Annotated in this window: 20 protein-coding genes; 11 read left to right on the top strand and 9 right to left on the bottom strand. The window is 36.6% G+C overall.

What is annotated here, in order from left to right; genetic code table 11:
• The first annotated feature begins 7 nt into the window (after positions 1 to 7).
• Genes M902_RS02730 through M902_RS02715 form a run of 4 tightly spaced genes read left to right on the top strand, consistent with a single transcriptional unit; the run spans position 8 to position 3269 of the window.
• Positions 8 to 526 carry an FxsA family protein gene (locus M902_RS02730; protein ID WP_021266128.1) on the top strand — a complete coding sequence of 173 codons (519 nt, stop codon included), beginning with the start codon at positions 8 to 10 and terminating at the stop codon, positions 524 to 526.
• Between the two features lie 9 nt (positions 527 to 535).
• Positions 536 to 1756, top strand: a complete 1221-nt coding sequence (ilvA, locus tag M902_RS02725) for a threonine ammonia-lyase (RefSeq protein ID WP_021265765.1) — start codon at positions 536 to 538, stop codon at positions 1754 to 1756.
• A 9-nt stretch (positions 1757 to 1765) separates the two neighbouring features.
• Positions 1766 to 2749 (top strand): succinylglutamate desuccinylase, encoded by a 984-nt coding sequence (locus M902_RS02720; RefSeq protein WP_021266130.1) that lies wholly within the window; start codon positions 1766 to 1768, stop codon positions 2747 to 2749.
• A 16-nt stretch (positions 2750 to 2765) separates the two neighbouring features.
• On the top strand, positions 2766 to 3269 hold the full coding sequence (locus M902_RS02715) for an NADPH-dependent FMN reductase (RefSeq protein WP_021266008.1): 504 nt from the start codon (positions 2766 to 2768) through the stop codon (positions 3267 to 3269).
• A 36-nt stretch (positions 3270 to 3305) separates the two neighbouring features.
• Here M902_RS02715 and M902_RS02710 read toward each other — a convergent pair whose 3' ends face one another.
• Entirely contained in the window at positions 3306 to 3776 is a 471-nt protein-coding gene (locus M902_RS02710; protein ID WP_021266348.1) for a hypothetical protein, read from the bottom strand.
• Entirely contained in the window at positions 3769 to 5058 is a 1290-nt protein-coding gene (locus M902_RS02705) for a hypothetical protein (protein WP_021265795.1), read from the bottom strand. Before M902_RS02705 ends, M902_RS02710 begins: the two co-directional genes overlap by 8 nt.
• A 190-nt stretch (positions 5059 to 5248) precedes the next feature.
• Between M902_RS02705 and M902_RS02700 the strand changes: the two genes are divergently transcribed.
• Positions 5249 to 6118: a serine protease gene (locus M902_RS02700; RefSeq protein WP_021266237.1), complete on the top strand. Its 870-nt coding sequence runs from the start codon at positions 5249 to 5251 to the stop codon at positions 6116 to 6118.
• 7 nt (positions 6119 to 6125) lie between these two features.
• Here M902_RS02700 and M902_RS02695 read toward each other — a convergent pair whose 3' ends face one another.
• Positions 6126 to 6599, bottom strand: a complete 474-nt coding sequence (locus M902_RS02695; protein WP_021266253.1) for a CarD family transcriptional regulator — start codon at positions 6597 to 6599, stop codon at positions 6126 to 6128.
• Positions 6600 to 6762: 163 nt separating this feature from the next.
• On the opposite strand from M902_RS02695, the gene M902_RS02690 reads away from it, so the two are divergent.
• Positions 6763 to 8766: a urocanate hydratase gene (locus M902_RS02690; RefSeq protein ID WP_021265819.1), complete on the top strand. Its 2004-nt coding sequence runs from the start codon at positions 6763 to 6765 to the stop codon at positions 8764 to 8766.
• A gap of 33 nt (positions 8767 to 8799) precedes the next feature.
• Here M902_RS02690 and M902_RS02685 read toward each other — a convergent pair whose 3' ends face one another.
• Positions 8800 to 9054: a hypothetical protein gene (locus M902_RS02685; RefSeq protein WP_021265744.1), complete on the bottom strand. Its 255-nt coding sequence runs from the start codon at positions 9052 to 9054 to the stop codon at positions 8800 to 8802.
• 254 nt (positions 9055 to 9308) lie between these two features.
• On the opposite strand from M902_RS02685, the gene M902_RS02680 reads away from it, so the two are divergent.
• Positions 9309 to 10265 carry a DMT family transporter gene (locus M902_RS02680; RefSeq protein ID WP_021266046.1) on the top strand — a complete coding sequence of 319 codons (957 nt, stop codon included), beginning with the start codon at positions 9309 to 9311 and terminating at the stop codon, positions 10263 to 10265.
• A 13-nt stretch (positions 10266 to 10278) separates the two neighbouring features.
• Here M902_RS02680 and M902_RS02675 read toward each other — a convergent pair whose 3' ends face one another.
• Both M902_RS02675 and msrA read right to left on the bottom strand, forming a co-directional pair.
• The gene (locus tag M902_RS02675) at positions 10279 to 10533 is read right to left on the bottom strand and encodes a hypothetical protein (protein ID WP_021265950.1); all 255 of its coding nucleotides are present in this window, start codon (positions 10531 to 10533) and stop codon (positions 10279 to 10281) included.
• A gap of 237 nt (positions 10534 to 10770) precedes the next feature.
• Positions 10771 to 11250, bottom strand: coding sequence for a peptide-methionine (S)-S-oxide reductase MsrA (msrA, locus tag M902_RS02670; RefSeq protein ID WP_021266203.1), 480 nt, complete (start codon positions 11248 to 11250; stop codon positions 10771 to 10773).
• A 37-nt stretch (positions 11251 to 11287) separates the two neighbouring features.
• Between msrA and M902_RS02665 the strand changes: the two genes are divergently transcribed.
• The 4 genes from M902_RS02665 to M902_RS02650 are packed head-to-tail and all read left to right on the top strand — an operon-like array spanning position 11288 to position 14399.
• Positions 11288 to 11809, top strand: coding sequence for a TrmH family RNA methyltransferase (locus M902_RS02665; protein WP_021265969.1), 522 nt, complete (start codon positions 11288 to 11290; stop codon positions 11807 to 11809).
• Between the two features lie 7 nt (positions 11810 to 11816).
• Positions 11817 to 12809 carry an ATP-binding cassette domain-containing protein gene (locus tag M902_RS02660; RefSeq protein WP_021266434.1) on the top strand — a complete coding sequence of 331 codons (993 nt, stop codon included), beginning with the start codon at positions 11817 to 11819 and terminating at the stop codon, positions 12807 to 12809.
• Positions 12802 to 13599, top strand: a complete 798-nt coding sequence (locus M902_RS02655; RefSeq protein WP_021266163.1) for an ABC-2 family transporter protein — start codon at positions 12802 to 12804, stop codon at positions 13597 to 13599. The genes M902_RS02660 and M902_RS02655 overlap by 8 nt, the downstream gene beginning before the upstream one ends.
• Entirely contained in the window at positions 13599 to 14399 is an 801-nt protein-coding gene (locus tag M902_RS02650) for an ABC transporter permease (RefSeq protein ID WP_021265800.1), read from the top strand. Before M902_RS02655 ends, M902_RS02650 begins: the two co-directional genes overlap by 1 nt.
• Before the next feature lie 8 nt (positions 14400 to 14407).
• Here the strand turns inward: M902_RS02650 and M902_RS02645 are convergent, their stop codons facing one another.
• The 3 genes from M902_RS02645 to M902_RS02635 all read right to left on the bottom strand — a co-directional run bounded on the left by M902_RS02645 (position 14408) and on the right by M902_RS02635 (position 17361).
• A complete protein-coding gene (locus M902_RS02645) occupies positions 14408 to 15997 on the bottom strand; it encodes a methyl-accepting chemotaxis protein (RefSeq protein ID WP_021266091.1) in 1590 nt (529 codons plus the stop codon).
• A gap of 107 nt (positions 15998 to 16104) precedes the next feature.
• Entirely contained in the window at positions 16105 to 16482 is a 378-nt protein-coding gene (locus M902_RS02640) for a Kazal-type serine protease inhibitor domain-containing protein (RefSeq protein WP_021266036.1), read from the bottom strand.
• Between the two features lie 6 nt (positions 16483 to 16488).
• Positions 16489 to 17361 carry an RsmB/NOP family class I SAM-dependent RNA methyltransferase gene (locus M902_RS02635; RefSeq protein ID WP_040314045.1) on the bottom strand — a complete coding sequence of 291 codons (873 nt, stop codon included), beginning with the start codon at positions 17359 to 17361 and terminating at the stop codon, positions 16489 to 16491.
• Positions 17362 to 17382: the final 21 nt, after the last annotated feature.

Below are 17382 nucleotides of genomic sequence, written 5' to 3'. Positions count from 1 at the left end.
AGGTACCATGTTTCCAATATTAGTTATGTTATTCACAGTTATTCCTGCAATTGAGATCTACTTACTCTTTTCAATTGGTGGCCAAATTGGAGGAGGGAATACCTTTCTACTCGTTCTAATTACTGGTGTAATCGGTGCGGCCCTAGCAAAATCGCAAGGAGCAGCACTGCTAACCAAGATCCAAGGAGAACTTACTCAAGGACGTGTTCCTGCAAATAGTTTTATCCATGGACTTCTTGTTTTTGGTGGAGGTCTTCTTCTCTTAACTCCAGGCTTTCTTACAGATGTCCTTGGACTCTCGATGGTTCTTCCACTAACTCGTCACATTTGGCTTATTTACATGAAAAAATTCTTTATGAGCTCAATTGAAAGTGGCAATATGCAATTTTATTCATTTAAAAATGGTGGTGGTTTCTCTTCTTATTCTGGAAATGCCTATAATTCACAGGCCCGTCACGAAGGAAATCAAAATGGCCCGATCCAAGTGGATGAGAACACATTTGAAGTTGATTACGAAAAGAAGTAAGATCTCATTATGACAACAACTAACGTAAAGCTAAGTGATATTCAAGATGCAAGGCTTGCTATTGAAAATCGTATTATTAAAACACCATTAACTTACTCAACAACATTGAGTGAGAAGTTTAACTGCCAAGTTTATTTAAAACTTGAGAATCTACAGTTAACTGGAGCCTATAAAATAAGAGGGGCACTTAATCGTCTTTCTAAACTAACAAAAGAAGAAAAAGATAAGGGTGTTATTGCATCATCTGCTGGAAATCATGCTCAAGGTGTTGCTCTTGCAGCTAAACAACTTGGCATTCAGGCAACAATTGTTATGCCTGAATCAACTCCTCTAGCAAAAATCCAAGGAACAAAGAAATTTGGTGCAGAAGTCATCCTTCATGGAAATTTCTATGATGATGCCTATCAAAAAGCACTAGAGATCCAAAGAGAATCAGGTCAAGTATTTATTCATCCTTTTAACGATAAAGATATAATTGCAGGCCAAGGAACAATTGGTTTAGAAATTATTGATGAGCTACCTGATGTCGATCTTGTTGCTATTCCTATTGGAGGCGGCGGCCTCATCTCAGGTATTTCAACGGCCATCAAAGAAAGTGGAAGTAGAGCGAAGATCGTTGGAGTCGAAGCAGTCGAAATGCCTGCAATGAAGACATCTATCGAACAAAACAAAATTGTTACCGTGGATAAGAAAAAAACAATTGCAGATGGTATTGCTGTCACTACTGTTCTTGATAATACATTTAATACTGTAAAAAAATATGTTGATGAAATTGTCACAGTAAAAGAAACTGAGATATCACACGCAATAGTGACTCTTCTTGAGTATGAGAAGGTCCTTTGTGAAGGTGCTGGAGCAACTTCTGTTGCGGCACTCTTATATGATCAGTTCAAGGATATAAAAGGAAAGACTGTTGTCCTAGTCGTAAGCGGTGGAAATATAGACTTAAATATTCTTGACCGTATCATCGAAAGAGGTCTCATTACTTCTGGTCGCTCTTGCTCAATTATAGTTAATGTTCCAGATACACCTGGCACAATTGCAAGAATTTCAAATATTATCGGCTCTAAACAGGCCAATATTTTAGAGATTCACCATAATAGGGCCTTCACAACAAGTGTCCTCGGTGAAACAGAGGTCGAATTCTCACTTGAGACGAGAGGACATCTTCATATTAAAGAAATTGTTGATGAACTCAATTCAATGGGCCTTAGCGCCAAAAGAGTCTAGGTTTTACTAATGAGTGAATTTAACTTTTTGAAAACAACAAGAAATAATGAAAATGCTTTAGCACCAGTTACTTTTGAACGAAAAAATTGTCACTTTCAAGTTCATGATACTGGTATTGTGGAAGTCACACCTAATTCAATAACAACAGATGATATCTACATAATCTCTTGTGGAATTCACGGCAATGAAACTGCACCGATTGAATTTACAAATGAAACACTCGAGAAGATTTATCGTGATGAACTTATCATCAACTCTCCTACTCTCTTTATCTTTGGTAATCCAAAGGCCATGAATATTGGTAAGCGCTTTAGTGAATACAATTTAAATCGTTGCTTTAATGGAGCTTATAAAGAGTTACCTGAAAACTATGAGGTTAAAAGAGCAAGTGTTATTGAGAAACAATGCTATGACTTTGTTGATAAATACGATGACAAACAACTCTTTCACTTTGATCTTCATTGCGCCTTAAAGAAAAGTGAAATGGAGCGCTTTGCACTTGTACCAAAGACAACTGATCGACAAAGAGATCATCATTTCAACTTGGCCCTTGCAAATATGGGGGTTCAAGCTTCTTTATTTTCTCATCAAGAATCAACAGTATTTAGTTCGTTTAGCTTTAAAAAGCTAAATGCCTATAGTGCCACAGTTGAGCTTGGTAAGGTCTATCCTTTTGGACATAACCCACAAGGAAAGTTCAAAGCAGCGCAAGAAACTATAGAATCACTTTTAAGCTCTAAGTTGTTAAAAAATGAGGTTCTTGCAAAAGCATTTACAATCTATGCTTCAATCAATAAAGAATATGATGACTTTAGTTTTACTTTTGAGGAGGAAGAAAGCGCAAACTTTACTCTCTTTAAAAAAGGTGATCATATTTTCACGCAAAATAACGAAAAGTACCTCGCTCCGGAAGATAATTTACGTATGATTTTTCCAAACTCTAAAGTCATTTTAGGACAAAGAGCATTGCTACTTATTAAAGAATTAGAATAACAAATCAGGAGAGAAAATGAGTGATTTTTTAATCGTTACTTCAAGTGACGGAATGAATCTAAAAATGGCAGACAAGATTCTTGAATTAGCACAAGAATCAGGAAGATCTTTTGAAATCGTAAAAATTAGCGATTATAAACTTCCACTATATACAGCAGAAGAAGAAAAGAATGGAATTCCAGAAGATGGTGTAAAACTAACAGATAAGTTTATTGCTGCAAAAGGCTTTGTTTTCTTAACACCGGAATACAATGGATCAGTAACTCCATCATTTATCAATGCCATTGCTTGGATATCTCGCTCAGGTGGAGAATCTTGGCGCGAAGCATTTGTTGATAAGCCAGCTGTTCTTGGAACGCACTCTGGAGGAGGCGGACAATACGTTATCCAAGCAATGCAAAATCAACTTTCTTTCATTGGACTTCATATTGTTGGCCGTAAACTTATAACGAATTACAGCAAGCAGTTAAATGAAGAAGGTGCAAGAGATGCACTAAATAGTTTAATAAAACTTGCATAAGTTTCAAATAAAGAAAAAGCTCCGAAAGGAGCTTTTTTATTTCTTACATGATTTTAATAATATTAGTTTCTTTGGTGGACCAATTACAGATGCACATCCGTCACCTTTCTGGGCCCTTTCAGAAACATTGAGATAGAAGCGTAGACTATCATTTACCACACTCTTCTTCCCTTTTAAGTCTTCCACATTCACAGTGTACTTCGCTTCATAAGAATGAATATCTTTATTAATAAGCTTTACTTCCGATATTTTAATTGCCTTCTCTGATGCTGCAATATATTGCAACGACTTTGGCGCATCATAATCAGGATCTTTATTGAATCGATAATACTTTTGATATTTTTCTTTTAAGCAATCATCCTTTGCACCATTAATAAGCCTAATGCCACTCATTTCAATTTCGGCCAATTGAGCAGCTACTTTTTTAATATCCTTATTATCAGGACAAATTTCTTTAGCGTAGCTAAATTGAGAAAATAAAATAGTAGCAATTAATAGTTTATACATTCTTTGCCCCTTTTATTTCTTCTTGAAGACATTGATTGATACAACTTTCACCCTTAAGTTTTGCAGGCTCATCATAAAAACATGCAGAGTTTGAAGAGTCATGTCTTAAGATACTAAAGCGACCAGACATCATTTCATTAGAATACTCTTTTTTAGCTACAATCGCCTTACATGAAGAAACAGCTTGGGCCCTTAGTGTATTAAACATTGTAGAACGATTCTTTGCGTGCGTTCTTGCATCAACTCTTGCTGGACCGTAATTCTTAAGAGCTCCGCTATGGATATAAGTAAAATTAAAATCACTAATTGTTATATCGTCACAACGCCCAAGCTCTGAAAACTTTCTTATCGCCAGAGGATCTTCACCAATAGTATCAACCATCACAACATGACTTCCTTTTAGATTGATGATATCACCTGATTGAAGAGAATAAGGTAGGCCAAACTTCACCGGTTTAACACAGGAATTCTTACTCTTTACAGTATTATGAAGAGAAGTTGTCGTTAGTGAACGGTAGTCTTGATCTCTAGTTGTAAACTTTAAACCTTCAGCTGCATAGGCAGCTGAAATAAATTCAGAACAATCAATCCCCGACGCCCTTGCACCACTTTTTGAAACACCTTGTCCACGAGTGAATAAGTTAACCTCATTGCTTCGTAGCCCCTTACGAGATCCGTAGCCATAAACAGGTGGAATCTTAGTTGCATCTATACATCCCTCACCAGGGTAGCCAGGATCCTGATCTAGCTTTCTTAAAACTTCATGAGATCTCACCATGGCAACACGATCATGAACAATTCTTTGTCTAAAGTCTGTTCCATCACTCAAAGTTGCTTCCCTAGTTGAAACTCCACTTAAACTTGGAGTGCTTGAGTCAATGATTGTATTAATTGGCATACATGACTGATAGATTGTGGCCAAAACCTTACGAGCACCAAAAGAGCCAGTACCAACGTTTTTAACAAAAGACCATTCACGTTCCTGATCAGTCATTGCACATTGTGTTCCCATTGCCGCAACATTACCGTTAATATAATCTGTAATATCGTATGATGTTGGAAAGTTTGAGTAGTTATCAGTTAGGTCGCGCAAATCCTCATTAACGCCTTGCCCTTCTTCTTCACGCACAACATCATCTACTATATCAAGAATATCACTTTCACGTGAAACTCGCTTGGCCATTCCCTGGGCCTTTCCGCTTAAGAAATCACCACTCGTTAACTGGCAAGACGTGTTAATCACGGCCAAAAATATAAAAGTTAAAATTGTATTTTTCTTCATAAGTCTCTCATCTCAAAGACTTATCGGCTAATGCTTCATATTACTTTAGACGTGATTATCTATACTTATGCTCTCGCGTAAATAATTTACATAGAATGTAAGGATTTGTAATTTTTTATTAAAGGCCCTTTTCTGTACTTTTCAACATCTCATTGTTTTAATGCGCCACTCACAAAATAAGGATGAATAAATGAACTTTTCACTTGCCCTGCTAGCTGTTGTTTTCACTCTTAATCTTTCGTCGATGGCCATTGATAAAGTTGTTTATGGTGAAGATAACCGTCTGGATCAATTCGAAATAACTGATCAAAATATACTAGACCTTCAAAGATCAACACTGGCAATGATTCCAAAATCAAAACTCAAGAGAGATATGAATAATAGTGGAAGTTTTAAGACGATCGATTCAAAGATTGGCCTATGTGATGATGCAAGGTTTAACAATCAAGTTGATGTTGCTGAATGTTCAGGGTTTTTAATTGAAAAGAATAACAAGCAATACGTTGTAACAGCGGGCCACTGTGCAACTTCAAAGTCTGATTGCTACGATAACTATTGGGTTTTTGACTACGCTAAAAAATCTCCAAATGACGATGCAAGAACAATTCAAGAAAGTAATATTTACAGCTGTAAAAAGATTGCTGTTCAAAGCTTAAATAGCTCCAATGGAACTGATTTTGCTCTTATTGAACTTGATCGTCGAGTTGAGGACCGTAAGCCTCTAGAATATAGACAAAAATCAGATATCATGAAAGGTGAAGAGATCTTTGTTATTGGTCACCCTTCTGGCCTTCCATCAAAAGTAGCGGCCGATGCTTACGTTAGAGATGCAAGTGACTTTTGGAGCTTTGAAACAAATCTAGATACATTCTCAGGAAACTCTGGTTCAGCAGTTTTCAACCAAAACACAGGTATTGTAGAAGGTATTCTTGTTCGTGGAGACCGAGACTACCGTTACAACACAAAGAAAAACTGCTACGAACCAAATATTTGTAATATGGATAGTTGTGGCGGTGAAGATGTTTTCCGCATCAATAGAATCCACTACCTTAGAGACTAAAAAATAGTTAGAAACTAAACTTACCATCCAAGCAAGAGTTCACACGTTCTTTTGCTTGGTTTATATCTTCATTAAAGACTGCACCAACTTCCACAGATAAATTTTCTAAAAGCATTTCTAAATACTTTGACTCGGCCGAGCCCTTGTCAGTAATTTGAAGTAACTGCTGAATATTATCAACAAATGTATCGATATCTTGTTTTTGAATATTTGATTTAAAAAAATTGATACGATCTTTTTTAGAATCGAACTGCCTAAGTTCTCTATCTTGCGAAAGCCTATCGAGAGTTTCTTCTAATTCAGTAGGACTACTTAAAGGTCTAAACGCATCTTCCTTTACTGTTGGAATCATCGTTGTCGAGCGCCCTTGTGAAGATTCAATAATGTAGAACTCCGCTCCACTCATATCTTTTATTTCAGTAATTACGCCAACTCCAAAGTTAATCGATACTACCTCTTGTCCTATTTCTAATTTTGGCATAAATCCCCTTTCGTTAGATAAGTATTATAACACAAGTGAATTAGAATTTCTCGAAGGCAATCTATTCTTTAATAGGTAGCGTCAATTGACGCTCAATCCTTTTTACTTCATCCCAAAAGTGATATATGTCTTCTAATATACTTTATTTTAAGGGGATTTAAGAATGAGTACGGATAGTTTTAAAGAAGCTATATTAGAGGGTATTCCTAAGATTTTACCAAATTATAAGAAATATGAAGAGGATATTAACCACGCTCCAAAACGTAAACAAATTCTATCTCAAGAAGAAGAGAAGCTAGCATTAAGAAATGCTCTTCGCTACTTCCCAAGTGATCTTCATGCTGAACTACTTCCAGAATTCAAAGAGGAATTAGAGAAGTATGGACGAATCTATATGTACCGTTATCGTCCTGATTATAAAATTCATGCACGCTCAATTGATGAGTACCCACACAAATCAAAGCAAGCAGCGGCCATCATGCTGATGCTTTCAAATAATCTAGACTACGCTGTTGCACAACACCCCCATGAGTTAATTACTTACGGTGGAAACGGTGCTGTTTTCTCAAACTGGGCCCAGTATCTTTTAACAATGCAATATCTTGCAACAATGACTGATGAGCAAACACTTGTTCTCTACTCTGGTCACCCTGCTGGCTTATTTCCATCACACAAAGATGCACCAAGAGTAGTCGTGACAAATGGAATGATGATTCCAAACTACTCAAAGCCAGACGACTGGGAAAAATTCAATGCACTAGGTGTAACACAATACGGACAAATGACGGCGGGCTCTTTCATGTATATTGGGCCACAAGGAATTGTTCACGGAACAACAATTACAGTTCTAAATGCTCTTAGAAAAATTTCAAAAGAAACTGTGACAGAAACAGCTGGAAAAGTATTTGTCACAGCAGGACTTGGTGGAATGTCTGGAGCACAACCAAAGGCCGCTGTAATAGCCGGATGTATTGGTGTTGTTGCAGAAGTAAATCCTAAGGCCGTTAAAACAAGACACGAGCAAGGATGGGTTGATGAAGTTTTCACTGACCTAGATGAAATCATTGCACGTATTAAAAAAGCTCAAGAAAATAAAGAAGCCGTCTCTCTTGCCTACCAAGGAAATATTATTAATCTTTGGGAGAAGATCGCTGACAGTGATATTCATATTGACATTGGTTCCGACCAAACTTCTCTCCATAACCCGTGGGCAGGTGGTTACTACCCTGCCGATCTTTCATTTGAAGAAGCAAATGAGATGATGGCAAATAACCCAGAGCAATTTAAGGTTGAGGTACAAAAGAGTTTGGTTAGACATGTAAATGCTGTTAATAAGCTTGCAGATAAAGGAATGTACTTCTTTGATTATGGAAATGCATTCTTACTTGAAGCATCTCGCGCTGGTGCTGATATTATGAAACAAGGATCAACAGAAGATTTCAAGTATCCTTCATACGTCCAAGACATTATGGGGCCAATGTGTTTTGACTACGGGTTTGGGCCTTTTAGATGGGTTTGTACTTCAAGCACACAAGAGGATCTTGATCTTACAGATCAACTGGCAACAGAAGTTCTGGAGAGACTAATGCAAGAGTCACCAAAAGAGATTACTCAGCAGATGCAGGATAATATCACTTGGATTAAAGGTGCAAAAGAGAACGATCTAGTTGTTGGATCAAAAGCTCGTATCCTCTATGCAGATAGTGATGGAAGAATTGAAATTGCTCTTGCCTTTAACAAAGCACTTCGTGAAGGAAAGCTAAAGGCACCAGTCGTTTTAGGTCGCGACCACCACGATGTTTCTGGAACAGACTCTCCATTTAGAGAGACTTCTAATATCTATGACGGTTCTCGCTTCACAGCAGATATGGCCGTGCAAAACTTTGTTGGAGACTCATTTAGAGGAGCGACTTGGATCTCACTTCATAACGGCGGAGGTGTCGGATGGGGTGAAGTTATGAATGGTGGCTTTGGAATGGTTCTTGATGGAAGTGAAGACTGTGATCGTCGTATCAAGTCGATGCTTTTTTGGGATGTAAATAACGGAATTAATCGTCGTAGTTGGGCCCGCAATGAAGGTGCGACCTTTGCGATTAAGAGAGCGATGGAAAAAGAGCCTCTTTTAAAGGTAACGCTTCCAAACTTAGTTGATGATAAATTACTTTAAAAAAAGAAAAGCTCCCACTATGGGAGCTTACTCTTATGCCGCAGTTTTGTAATTTAAACTAAAGGGGTAGTATATTTCCTGGGCATCTTTATTAATAATATCCTCGACCAAGGATATAAATTCAAATTCGTCTAGGCCATTTAATGAAGCTGCTGTCCAAACAGGTGTTAGTTTTTCAGAAAAAAGGTCTGCATTAAAATCTCCGTCTGTTGTTGTTTCTAAGTAAATTCCCTGCACCTCATTTCTTGTTTCATTTAAAAAAGTTTGTTTAAAATTGTCTTTTTGCATTCGAACGTCCCCCGTAAAAAAAGTACGTGTACTTCATTTCTACTCATTCATTTTGCAGCAATTTTTAATTTCTAAGAATTAATTCATACAATTCAATGAATTCGATAACTTACCTATACCCTAATGAATAAAACTTCGTGAGGATATCGGGATTTTTTGTCAGGTTTCCTTGGCAATAAACAAAAACTAATGAACTTGTCCATTAGTCTAAACTCTTCATTGTTTTCTTTTTAATATCGATTTATATTGTGGCCATGAAAGGTATTATCTTATTAAGTATTGCTTGTGCAATCTGGGGGCTCGGCTTTGCCGGAACTCGATTTACACTAACGGACTATTCACCAGTGTGGTCAAATTCACTACGCTATATCTTTGCGGGATCATTCGCTTTTCTCATTCTACTTTTTAGAAATGAATTTAAAAAAATTATCAGTAAAAAAGATGAAATTCTAGGGGGGCTAGTTTGCTCCGCACTTCTAATGATGGCCCTGCAGCTTCAAACTGTTGGTATTGCCATGACGACAATGGCGAAGGCCGGATTCTTTACCGTCTTCTACGCTATTATTACTCCAATAATCTCTGTAATATTCTTTGGGCAGAGAGTAAGTAAAACATTCTGGCTTCTACTTTCAACATCAATGCTTGGAATTATGATGATGAATGGAATGGATTTTAGTAATTTTAATATGGGAGATATCTTTGTAATTGCATCAGCAATTTTCTTCTCTCTACACATTATTGCAACGGATCGTTATGCCAATAATGTCGAAGCCGTTCGCTTTAACTTCCTTCAATGTATCTTTATGGGAATCATGGGTTTAGTTTTTGCTCTACTTTATGAAGGGCCAACGAGCTTAACAGCTCTTTACACGAACTCCCCTTTAAACTTTCCTTCTCCTCTGTGGGGATTTCTAATTCTATCAATCTTCTCTTCACTTATTGCCTTCTCCCTTCAGATTACGGCACAAAGAAGTATTCCGGCCCATATTGTTGGACTAGTCTTCTTAAGTGAATCAATCTTTGCAGCATTATTTGGCTATATCTTATTTGGAGAGACGCTAGATCCAACAGCCATTGCTGGTTCAATCGTCATTATTATATCAGTAGCACTTGTTCCAAGATTTACTAATATTAAAAAAGATGAAAGCGAAGATAGTGAGTTAATAGAAAATACCGGGGCATCGTCTGTTGTCAACGATACCCGAGTATAACTATAAAACAGCTCTAAGCTGCTAATGGTATATCGTTATTAAATGGAAAGATAATATTGTCGATTTGAGTAGGGATGACTTCTTCAACAATTGTTGCGAACTCATACTCTGTCAGACCATTTATTTGCGCCTCTGACCAAATTATTTCAAGCTTTTCATTAAAGACACTACTATTAAACTCACCTTTAATTTTTGATTGAGAAATAATTGATTTAATCTCATCTCTAGCATGGGCAATAAAAGTCTCTCTAAAGTTCTCAATATTCATTTGTGCTCTCCTCGTCACTTTACAAAACGGCAACCCCCTGGAGCCGCTTTGGCTATTTAGCTATTATGCAAAGGTTTTGGTTAAATCTAACGAGAAATTTTATTTTATCTAATTACAGATAGTTAAATTATGAACAAAGAGATAAATCGTAGCTATTTTATTGATTTAGATAATTTAAAAGTGCCATCTTCCTATGTCAGTAATAATAAAAACATGGACTTATAAATTCATTAAAATTTATAGCGAGCAACTCGTAAGGCCCTTCTTTTTCAAGTACTTCTGATGATACTCTTCAGCTTTGATGTAATTATTCAATAATTCAAGTTTAGTTACTATAGGATTTTTAAAGCAACCACTTTCTTCAAGCTCTTTTATGGCCTTTACTCCAGCTTCCTTTTGCTCCTCGTTACCATAGAAGATCACACTTCGATATTGCGAGCCAACATCAACTCCCTGACGATTAAGCGTTGTAGGATTATGGTTATTAAAGAAGACATCTAAAAGATTTTCAAATTTAATTATGGATGGATCGTAAGTAATTTTAACTACTTCAGCGTGTCCAGTCGTATCAGTACAAACTTCTTCGTAAGTCGTCTGATCACTATTTCCACCAGCATAGCCAACTTCGGTTTCAATAACACCCGCAAGCTTTCGAAAGGTCTCTTCGACACCCCAAAAACACCCTGCTCCAAATACTGCAACTTCGATATTGTTCATTGCAAACCTCCGATTTATTTCGTAATTTAACCGACATATGAGCAAGAAAACAAGAAAATTCTTAGAAAAGAAATTTGAAAAAGAACTAGAGATAGCTAAAGAAAAAGCCGTTCATGGGCAACACGAAATAATCATTATCTTAGATCATCTTAAGGGTGGTTTTAATATTGGTAAAATATTGAGGTCATGTGAAATCTACAGTGTTCACGAAGTCCATATTGTTGGAACAAAATTCTTTGATGTCACAATTGCAAAAGGTGCTCTAAAAAGAGTTAAGACTTTCTTCTATGAGGATATCGAAGATTCAATTAAGCGTATTAAAGAACTAGGCTACACTCCCCTAACTCTAGACTCAAATGCAAAAACTTATTTAAATAAGAGTGAGCTTCCTAAAAAATCGGCCTTTATTTTTGGCCATGAAGAGTTTGGCCCACTTAAAGAGATGCCAGGAATCGAAAGACTTAAGATTAAGCAATACGGAATGACTGAATCATTAAACGTTTCCATTGCGGCAAGTATTGTCATGTACGAATACACTAACCAACACGCTAGCGAGTAAGATTAAAATGATTGAAACAAATAACCTCACAAAGAAATTCACAAGTTATAAGAAAGAAGAAGGATTTAAAGGAAGTATTAAGTCATTCTTCAATCGTAATCCAATTACCAAATATGCTGTAAACGATTTTAGCTTTAAAGTAGAAAAAGGTGAAATTAAAGGTTTATTAGGTCCTAACGGAGCAGGAAAAACTACCCTCATGAAAATGCTGACAGGAATTATTGTTCCTTCAAGTGGAGAGGTCACAATTGCAGGATACAAACCTTGGCAACGTGATAAAGAGTTTAGAAAGAAGATTGCGCTAGTTATGGGGCAAAAATCACAGTTGTGGTGGGATATCCCAGCAATGGACTCATTCCAATTACTTCAAAAATATTATGAAATCCCAGATGATCAATTTAAAAAGAAACTTGGTTATATGGGTGAACTCTTAGATGTGACTGAGTTATTTCATATTCATGTAAGAAAACTTTCCCTTGGTGAAAGAATGAAGCTAGAACTCATGGCCTCACTCTTACACGAACCAGAAGTTCTCTTCTTAGATGAGCCTACAATTGGACTCGACCTAGTTGCCCAAGAAAATATGAGAAACTTCTTAAAAGAATATCATGCTAAGAATGAACTCTCGATTATTCTTACATCTCACTATATGGCGGATGTTCAGGCCCTCTGTAAAGATCTTGTTCTTATTTCAAAAGGACAAAAAGCATATGATGGGCCACTTCAAAATTTAGAAAAGATTCTTGGTGATAAAAAATCTGTTTACTTCAGCTTTGATAAAGAAATTGATACCAATGAAGACTTTTGGTCGAATCTTGATTGTGATTTTCTAGATAATGGATTAAGTGTTGAGTTAAGAGTTGATAAAGAAAAACTCTCTGAAATCTCTACGGCCATCTTATCAAAGTATCCAGTTATTGATTTTCATACTGAAAAACTTCCTATTGAGAAAGTGATGAAGAAGATCATGGAGAACCCGGAGATTCTAAGTAATGTCTAATCTTATAAAATGGTGGCAAACCATTAAGATATCCATTGTAAAGTACACGGCCTATCGGCTTAACTTCTTCCTTCAAATTATTGGACCAGCACTAGTATTTCTTTTTATTAAGTACAATCTATGGACGGCCATTTTTGAAAGTACCGGTAGTGATACAATTAAAGGCTATACACTTAAGGCCATGCTAACTTACCATGTTTGGGCCTTCGTTGTGTCTCAACTTGCCCAAGGTCACACTGCACTTAATCTGGCCCTTGATATTAGAATGGGAAGAATCTCTACTTATCTCATCTATCCATTTAACTTCTGGGAGTTTCACACGGCTTCATTTATAGGCTTTCAAGTTATTCAACTCTTTGTAACAGGGTTTGCAATATTCTTGTTTTCAATAATTGGTATTTTACCAAGTGTCGAACTCCCTACACTCCTAAACGGTGTTGGTGTCTGTCTCTTTGTCAGCCTCTTTTGGTTCTCCCTTCAATACTTAACGGGAGTGATGGCCTTTTGGTTAGAAGAGACATGGATCTTAAGAGTAATGCTACAAATGATTACAGTATTTCTTTCAGGCGCAATTATTCCTTTAGAGCTTTATCCGGACTTCTTTAGAGAGATCCTAATGTATACACCCTTTCCATATTTAACCTACTATCCAATTAAAGTCTTTATGGGAGAGGCCGTGAGTTATACATCTTTCTTTAGTGTCTTAGGACCTTGGTTACTTCTTGTCAGCGTCATTTGTACTCTAACATGGAAGCGTGGAATTAGACTTTATACAGCGGCGGGGATGTAATGAGTATTGGTTCAGAAGTAAAGCATTACTTATCAGTATATAAGAAGTTTATCTCAACAAGTACGGCAGTTGCGATGAGTTTTCGTACAAGTTTTGTTTTGATGGTTATGATGGATCTAATGTTCTTTGGTTCAGCATACTTTACTGTTGATTTTATCTTTGATCACGTGGATATGGTTATGGGATGGAATAGAAATCAGTTCATGCTATTTCTATCTTATGTCTTACTTGTTGATGGTTTTCATATGATTATATTAAGTCAGAATTTTTGGCGCTTCAGTGATGATCTAAAGTCAGGTCAATTAGATTATACAATTTTAAGACCTCTTAGCTCGATCTTCAGTGTCTTCTTTCGCAATATAAGACCTTCATCAATTCCTACACTAGTTCCTGCAATTGCGGTTTTCAGTTACTATGCAAACATTAACGGCTTTAACATATTTCAATGGGCACTTATTCCTATTCTGTTAGTCCTATCACTTGCACTGCTTTCTGTCGTTGAATTCGTCATCAGCTGTGCAATGTTTTGGCTTGTTGAAGGTGTTGGAATTAACTTTTTTAGGATGCAGATGCAGCAACTTTCGCGCTGGCCGGACCTTATTTATGGAGTCACGACAAAGAGAGTATTTTCGACACTTATTCCAATACTTCTAGTTGGTTCTGCTCCTATTCATTTCTTATTAGATATGAATAAGTGGCACTACCTTCTTATCATGGTAGTTGCCACCGGTGTATTTTGGTTTATCTTATTAAAACTTTGGGAGCGAGGACTACAAGTCTATGACTCGGCCTCTTCGTAGCCTCTGAGTTAAGCGGCTTGTTTTCTTTCTTCTTCACCTAAGAAAACAAGCTCAATCTCTCCAATAGAGCGATTTACAAAGCTAACTTCATTTAATAATTGATCTGCAATATTTGACGCTCCCTTTGCAATACCAGTATTTGATTTTGAAGATACATCTATACTTGATATCGAGCCTTGAAGTTCAGTTATTCCCTTAGACTGCTCAAAAGTTGCAGATGTTATCTCAGTTATAGAGTTGGTAACGTTTTCTACACTTGAAACAATTTCTTCAAGAATTTGTCCACATTGACTGGCCACTTCAGAACCCGAAGTAACACTAGTTTTAACTTTTTGAACAAGTCCAGAAAGTTTCATATTTGATTCTTCTACAATTGAATTAACTTCGTGAACACTCGTACTAACCATTTCCGAAATTTCAATTGAAGCATTACCACTCATTTGGGCCAATTTACCAACTTCTTCCGCAACAACTGCAAACCCCTTTCCGGCATCACCTGCTCGTGCGGCTTCAACAGAAGCATTAAACGAAAGTAGCTTTGTTTGAAATACAATATCATTAATCACTTGAGTTCTTTCTTCAATTTGATTTATTAACTCTACTATATGAAGCATCTTCTTGTTATTTTCAGAAAATTCCCCAACCATTACATCGATATTTCCATCAATATTGCCCATTGAATCTATCATATTCTTTACAATCTTTTTACCGACAGCGGCTTTGTCTAAACTCTCTTCAGCTAGATTATTAGACTTCTTTGCATTATCAGCAGTCATTCTCACCATTGAGCTTATTTCTTCTAAAGAACTTGAAGACTCTTGAAGAGATGAATCTTGTCTTTCACTTGACAAAGAAAGTTCATTTGAAGTTGTAGCAATACTCTTGGCACTTTTCGTAAGAGAGATAGATGTATTAGTAAGCGCAGAGATTGTAGCTTTAATCTTTCTAGATATACTTGAAGCGTATATTACGCCAATAGAGAAACCTAGTAATATACCAACTAATGAAACGATAACAATTGTTAACTGTAAGCGACTTGCCGTTGAACTTACAACTGCAGCTGAAGAAGTTACTTCTTTCGATAAGCGGCTATTGTACTTATCTAAAACTCTTTGATAATTTTCTGCAGCCTCAGGACAATGAACCAAGAAGATTTCTTGTAGTTCAGCTTTAGCTGCGGAATTATTAATTTGTGCAAGCTCTAGCGCTCTGGCACCAACCTTCTTAAAGTCCACCCACTGATCTTGAAGATCATCAAAGATTTTTTGTTCTTCGGCATTTGTAATTTTTTTTTGTAATTTACTTGCAGCGAGTTCGTAATTCTCAATCATTTCCATTGTATTCGAAATCGCTATTTTTCTATTTTCGCTATCTATGTCACTAAGCCCTAGTGTTCTGACTTGAATTCGTGTTTTTTGATAACTCACATCCATTTCACTTAATAATAAATTTCTAGGAATGATATTTTCGCTAAAAAAATTTGATTGGCCGTTTAAATCACTTACGCCAAAATATGAAACAGTACTAATTACAATACTAACAACAGATAAAAAGACACATAATAAAATTAGCTTAACTTTGAAATTCGTGTTTTTCATTAATCCTCCAACCAGTAGATATTTTCGGTCAGAATTTTAATAACTTAAGAAAAACAACATAAGTTAGTCTAAAGCGTGAGAAAGTCTAAAGGAAATCTGTAGTAATTTTAGTGTGTTTCAATCTTTTCACATTCACCTTGATGTTTTATTTCCACTTTTTCACAATTAGCATTACAAGCGCTACCATAAGTTTTACCGTCCACTCCACACACAGGCATCCAAATCATTGTACAGATACAAGGAGCTTCTACTTGTGGACGATGAGGCTTCATAGGTGAAGTTGATTGTGGCCTTAATTGTTTTTTATTTTCGGCTTTATTTCCCTCTTTAGAACAAGGGCCTTCTTTAATATTCGCGGCGTCGACCATTTGGGCCATGCAACGATTCGCAAAAGTTTTTCCATTTGCACAAACTGGACGGTATTCCTTTGTACATTTAAATGCATAACTATTTATAGTAAGAACTAGGGCCAAGAAAAATTTCATACCAACCTACTTTTTTCGAAGTTTACACATATAGAGTGGACCAATGGCCCCCTCTTTATCAGGTAGAAAAATTATACCATATTCAGTTTTTTCTCCAAAACCAAAAGTATCTAAGTCATGAACAAGCTCAACTTGATCGCCCCTCTTTTTTAAGACTTTAGCAATCACTTCATCATTTTCTAGACTAGAAATAGAGCATGTCGAGTAGAGAACCTCTCCGCCACTTTTCAGTGTTAAAAGGGCAGAGCAAAGTAGGGAATATTGAAGGCCAGCAAGATTTTTAGTTCTCTTTTTTGACCACATATTAAGATATTTTTGATCGTTTAAAGTATGACGTTCTCCAGAGCAAGGGGCGTCTAGTAGAACAAAGTCAAATTCATCTTTTAAATTAAGCCCATACTTATTGCCATCAAAACCACGGATATCAATAATATCTCTCATTTCTTCTGGAATATATTCTGAAACAACTCGTCGTAAACGCTCTTTTCGGTTACGTGAAAGTTCATTTAGAACCAGGTGTCCCCTACCTTCCATTTCTTCAAATAGGACTAAGCTCTTCCCTCCAGGTGCCGCACACATATCAAGAACTTTGGAGCCAGGAGTTGGTTTGAGGTTACGAGCAACAATAACACTGGCAGCATCCATCACGTAATGAGACTTAAGATCTTTAGACTCCGTTACTTTTCCCTTGGCATACACCCCAGCAATTAGTTCTTCAGAATCAATAAATTCTCCTGAAAACCATTTATTGCGACGATAGGCCTTCTCTTCTTTCTTAGTAAAAGAATCTTTAAGTGAATTCCATCGGGGTCCCCACATTTGTGAGTAAAAATATTCAAAGCCCTCAGGGCCTTTCGTTGCTACAGCTTGGTTTTTCATGCGCATCATGTTACTAAATAT

The sequence above is a fragment of the Bacteriovorax sp. BAL6_X genome (assembly GCF_000443995.1).
In the GTDB taxonomy this organism is placed as follows: Bacteria; Bdellovibrionota; Bacteriovoracia; order Bacteriovoracales; family Bacteriovoracaceae; genus Halobacteriovorax_A.
This window is presented reverse-complemented; position numbering and strand designations above follow the sequence as displayed.

What these genes read in the sequence shown, in the direction of transcription:
- M902_RS02730 (WP_021266128.1), top strand. Translation starts at nt 8, where the DNA reads ATGTTTCCAATATTAGTTATGTTATTCACAGTTATTCCTGCAATTGAG.
- ilvA (WP_021265765.1), top strand. Translation starts at nt 536, where the DNA reads ATGACAACAACTAACGTAAAGCTAAGTGATATTCAAGATGCAAGGCTT.
- M902_RS02720 (WP_021266130.1), top strand. Translation starts at nt 1,766, where the DNA reads ATGAGTGAATTTAACTTTTTGAAAACAACAAGAAATAATGAAAATGCT.
- M902_RS02715 (WP_021266008.1), top strand. Translation starts at nt 2,766, where the DNA reads ATGAGTGATTTTTTAATCGTTACTTCAAGTGACGGAATGAATCTAAAA.
- M902_RS02710 (WP_021266348.1), bottom strand. Translation starts at nt 3,776, where the DNA reads ATGTATAAACTATTAATTGCTACTATTTTATTTTCTCAATTTAGCTAC.
- M902_RS02705 (WP_021265795.1), bottom strand. Translation starts at nt 5,058, where the DNA reads ATGAAGAAAAATACAATTTTAACTTTTATATTTTTGGCCGTGATTAAC.
- M902_RS02700 (WP_021266237.1), top strand. Translation starts at nt 5,249, where the DNA reads ATGAACTTTTCACTTGCCCTGCTAGCTGTTGTTTTCACTCTTAATCTT.
- M902_RS02695 (WP_021266253.1), bottom strand. Translation starts at nt 6,599, where the DNA reads ATGCCAAAATTAGAAATAGGACAAGAGGTAGTATCGATTAACTTTGGA.
- M902_RS02690 (WP_021265819.1), top strand. Translation starts at nt 6,763, where the DNA reads ATGAGTACGGATAGTTTTAAAGAAGCTATATTAGAGGGTATTCCTAAG.
- M902_RS02685 (WP_021265744.1), bottom strand. Translation starts at nt 9,054, where the DNA reads ATGCAAAAAGACAATTTTAAACAAACTTTTTTAAATGAAACAAGAAAT.
- M902_RS02680 (WP_021266046.1), top strand. Translation starts at nt 9,309, where the DNA reads ATGAAAGGTATTATCTTATTAAGTATTGCTTGTGCAATCTGGGGGCTC.
- M902_RS02675 (WP_021265950.1), bottom strand. Translation starts at nt 10,533, where the DNA reads ATGAATATTGAGAACTTTAGAGAGACTTTTATTGCCCATGCTAGAGAT.
- msrA (WP_021266203.1), bottom strand. Translation starts at nt 11,250, where the DNA reads ATGAACAATATCGAAGTTGCAGTATTTGGAGCAGGGTGTTTTTGGGGT.
- M902_RS02665 (WP_021265969.1), top strand. Translation starts at nt 11,288, where the DNA reads ATGAGCAAGAAAACAAGAAAATTCTTAGAAAAGAAATTTGAAAAAGAA.
- M902_RS02660 (WP_021266434.1), top strand. Translation starts at nt 11,817, where the DNA reads ATGATTGAAACAAATAACCTCACAAAGAAATTCACAAGTTATAAGAAA.
- M902_RS02655 (WP_021266163.1), top strand. Translation starts at nt 12,802, where the DNA reads ATGTCTAATCTTATAAAATGGTGGCAAACCATTAAGATATCCATTGTA.
- M902_RS02650 (WP_021265800.1), top strand. Translation starts at nt 13,599, where the DNA reads ATGAGTATTGGTTCAGAAGTAAAGCATTACTTATCAGTATATAAGAAG.
- M902_RS02645 (WP_021266091.1), bottom strand. Translation starts at nt 15,997, where the DNA reads ATGAAAAACACGAATTTCAAAGTTAAGCTAATTTTATTATGTGTCTTT.
- M902_RS02640 (WP_021266036.1), bottom strand. Translation starts at nt 16,482, where the DNA reads ATGAAATTTTTCTTGGCCCTAGTTCTTACTATAAATAGTTATGCATTT.
- M902_RS02635 (WP_040314045.1), bottom strand. Translation starts at nt 17,361, where the DNA reads ATGAAAAACCAAGCTGTAGCAACGAAAGGCCCTGAGGGCTTTGAATAT.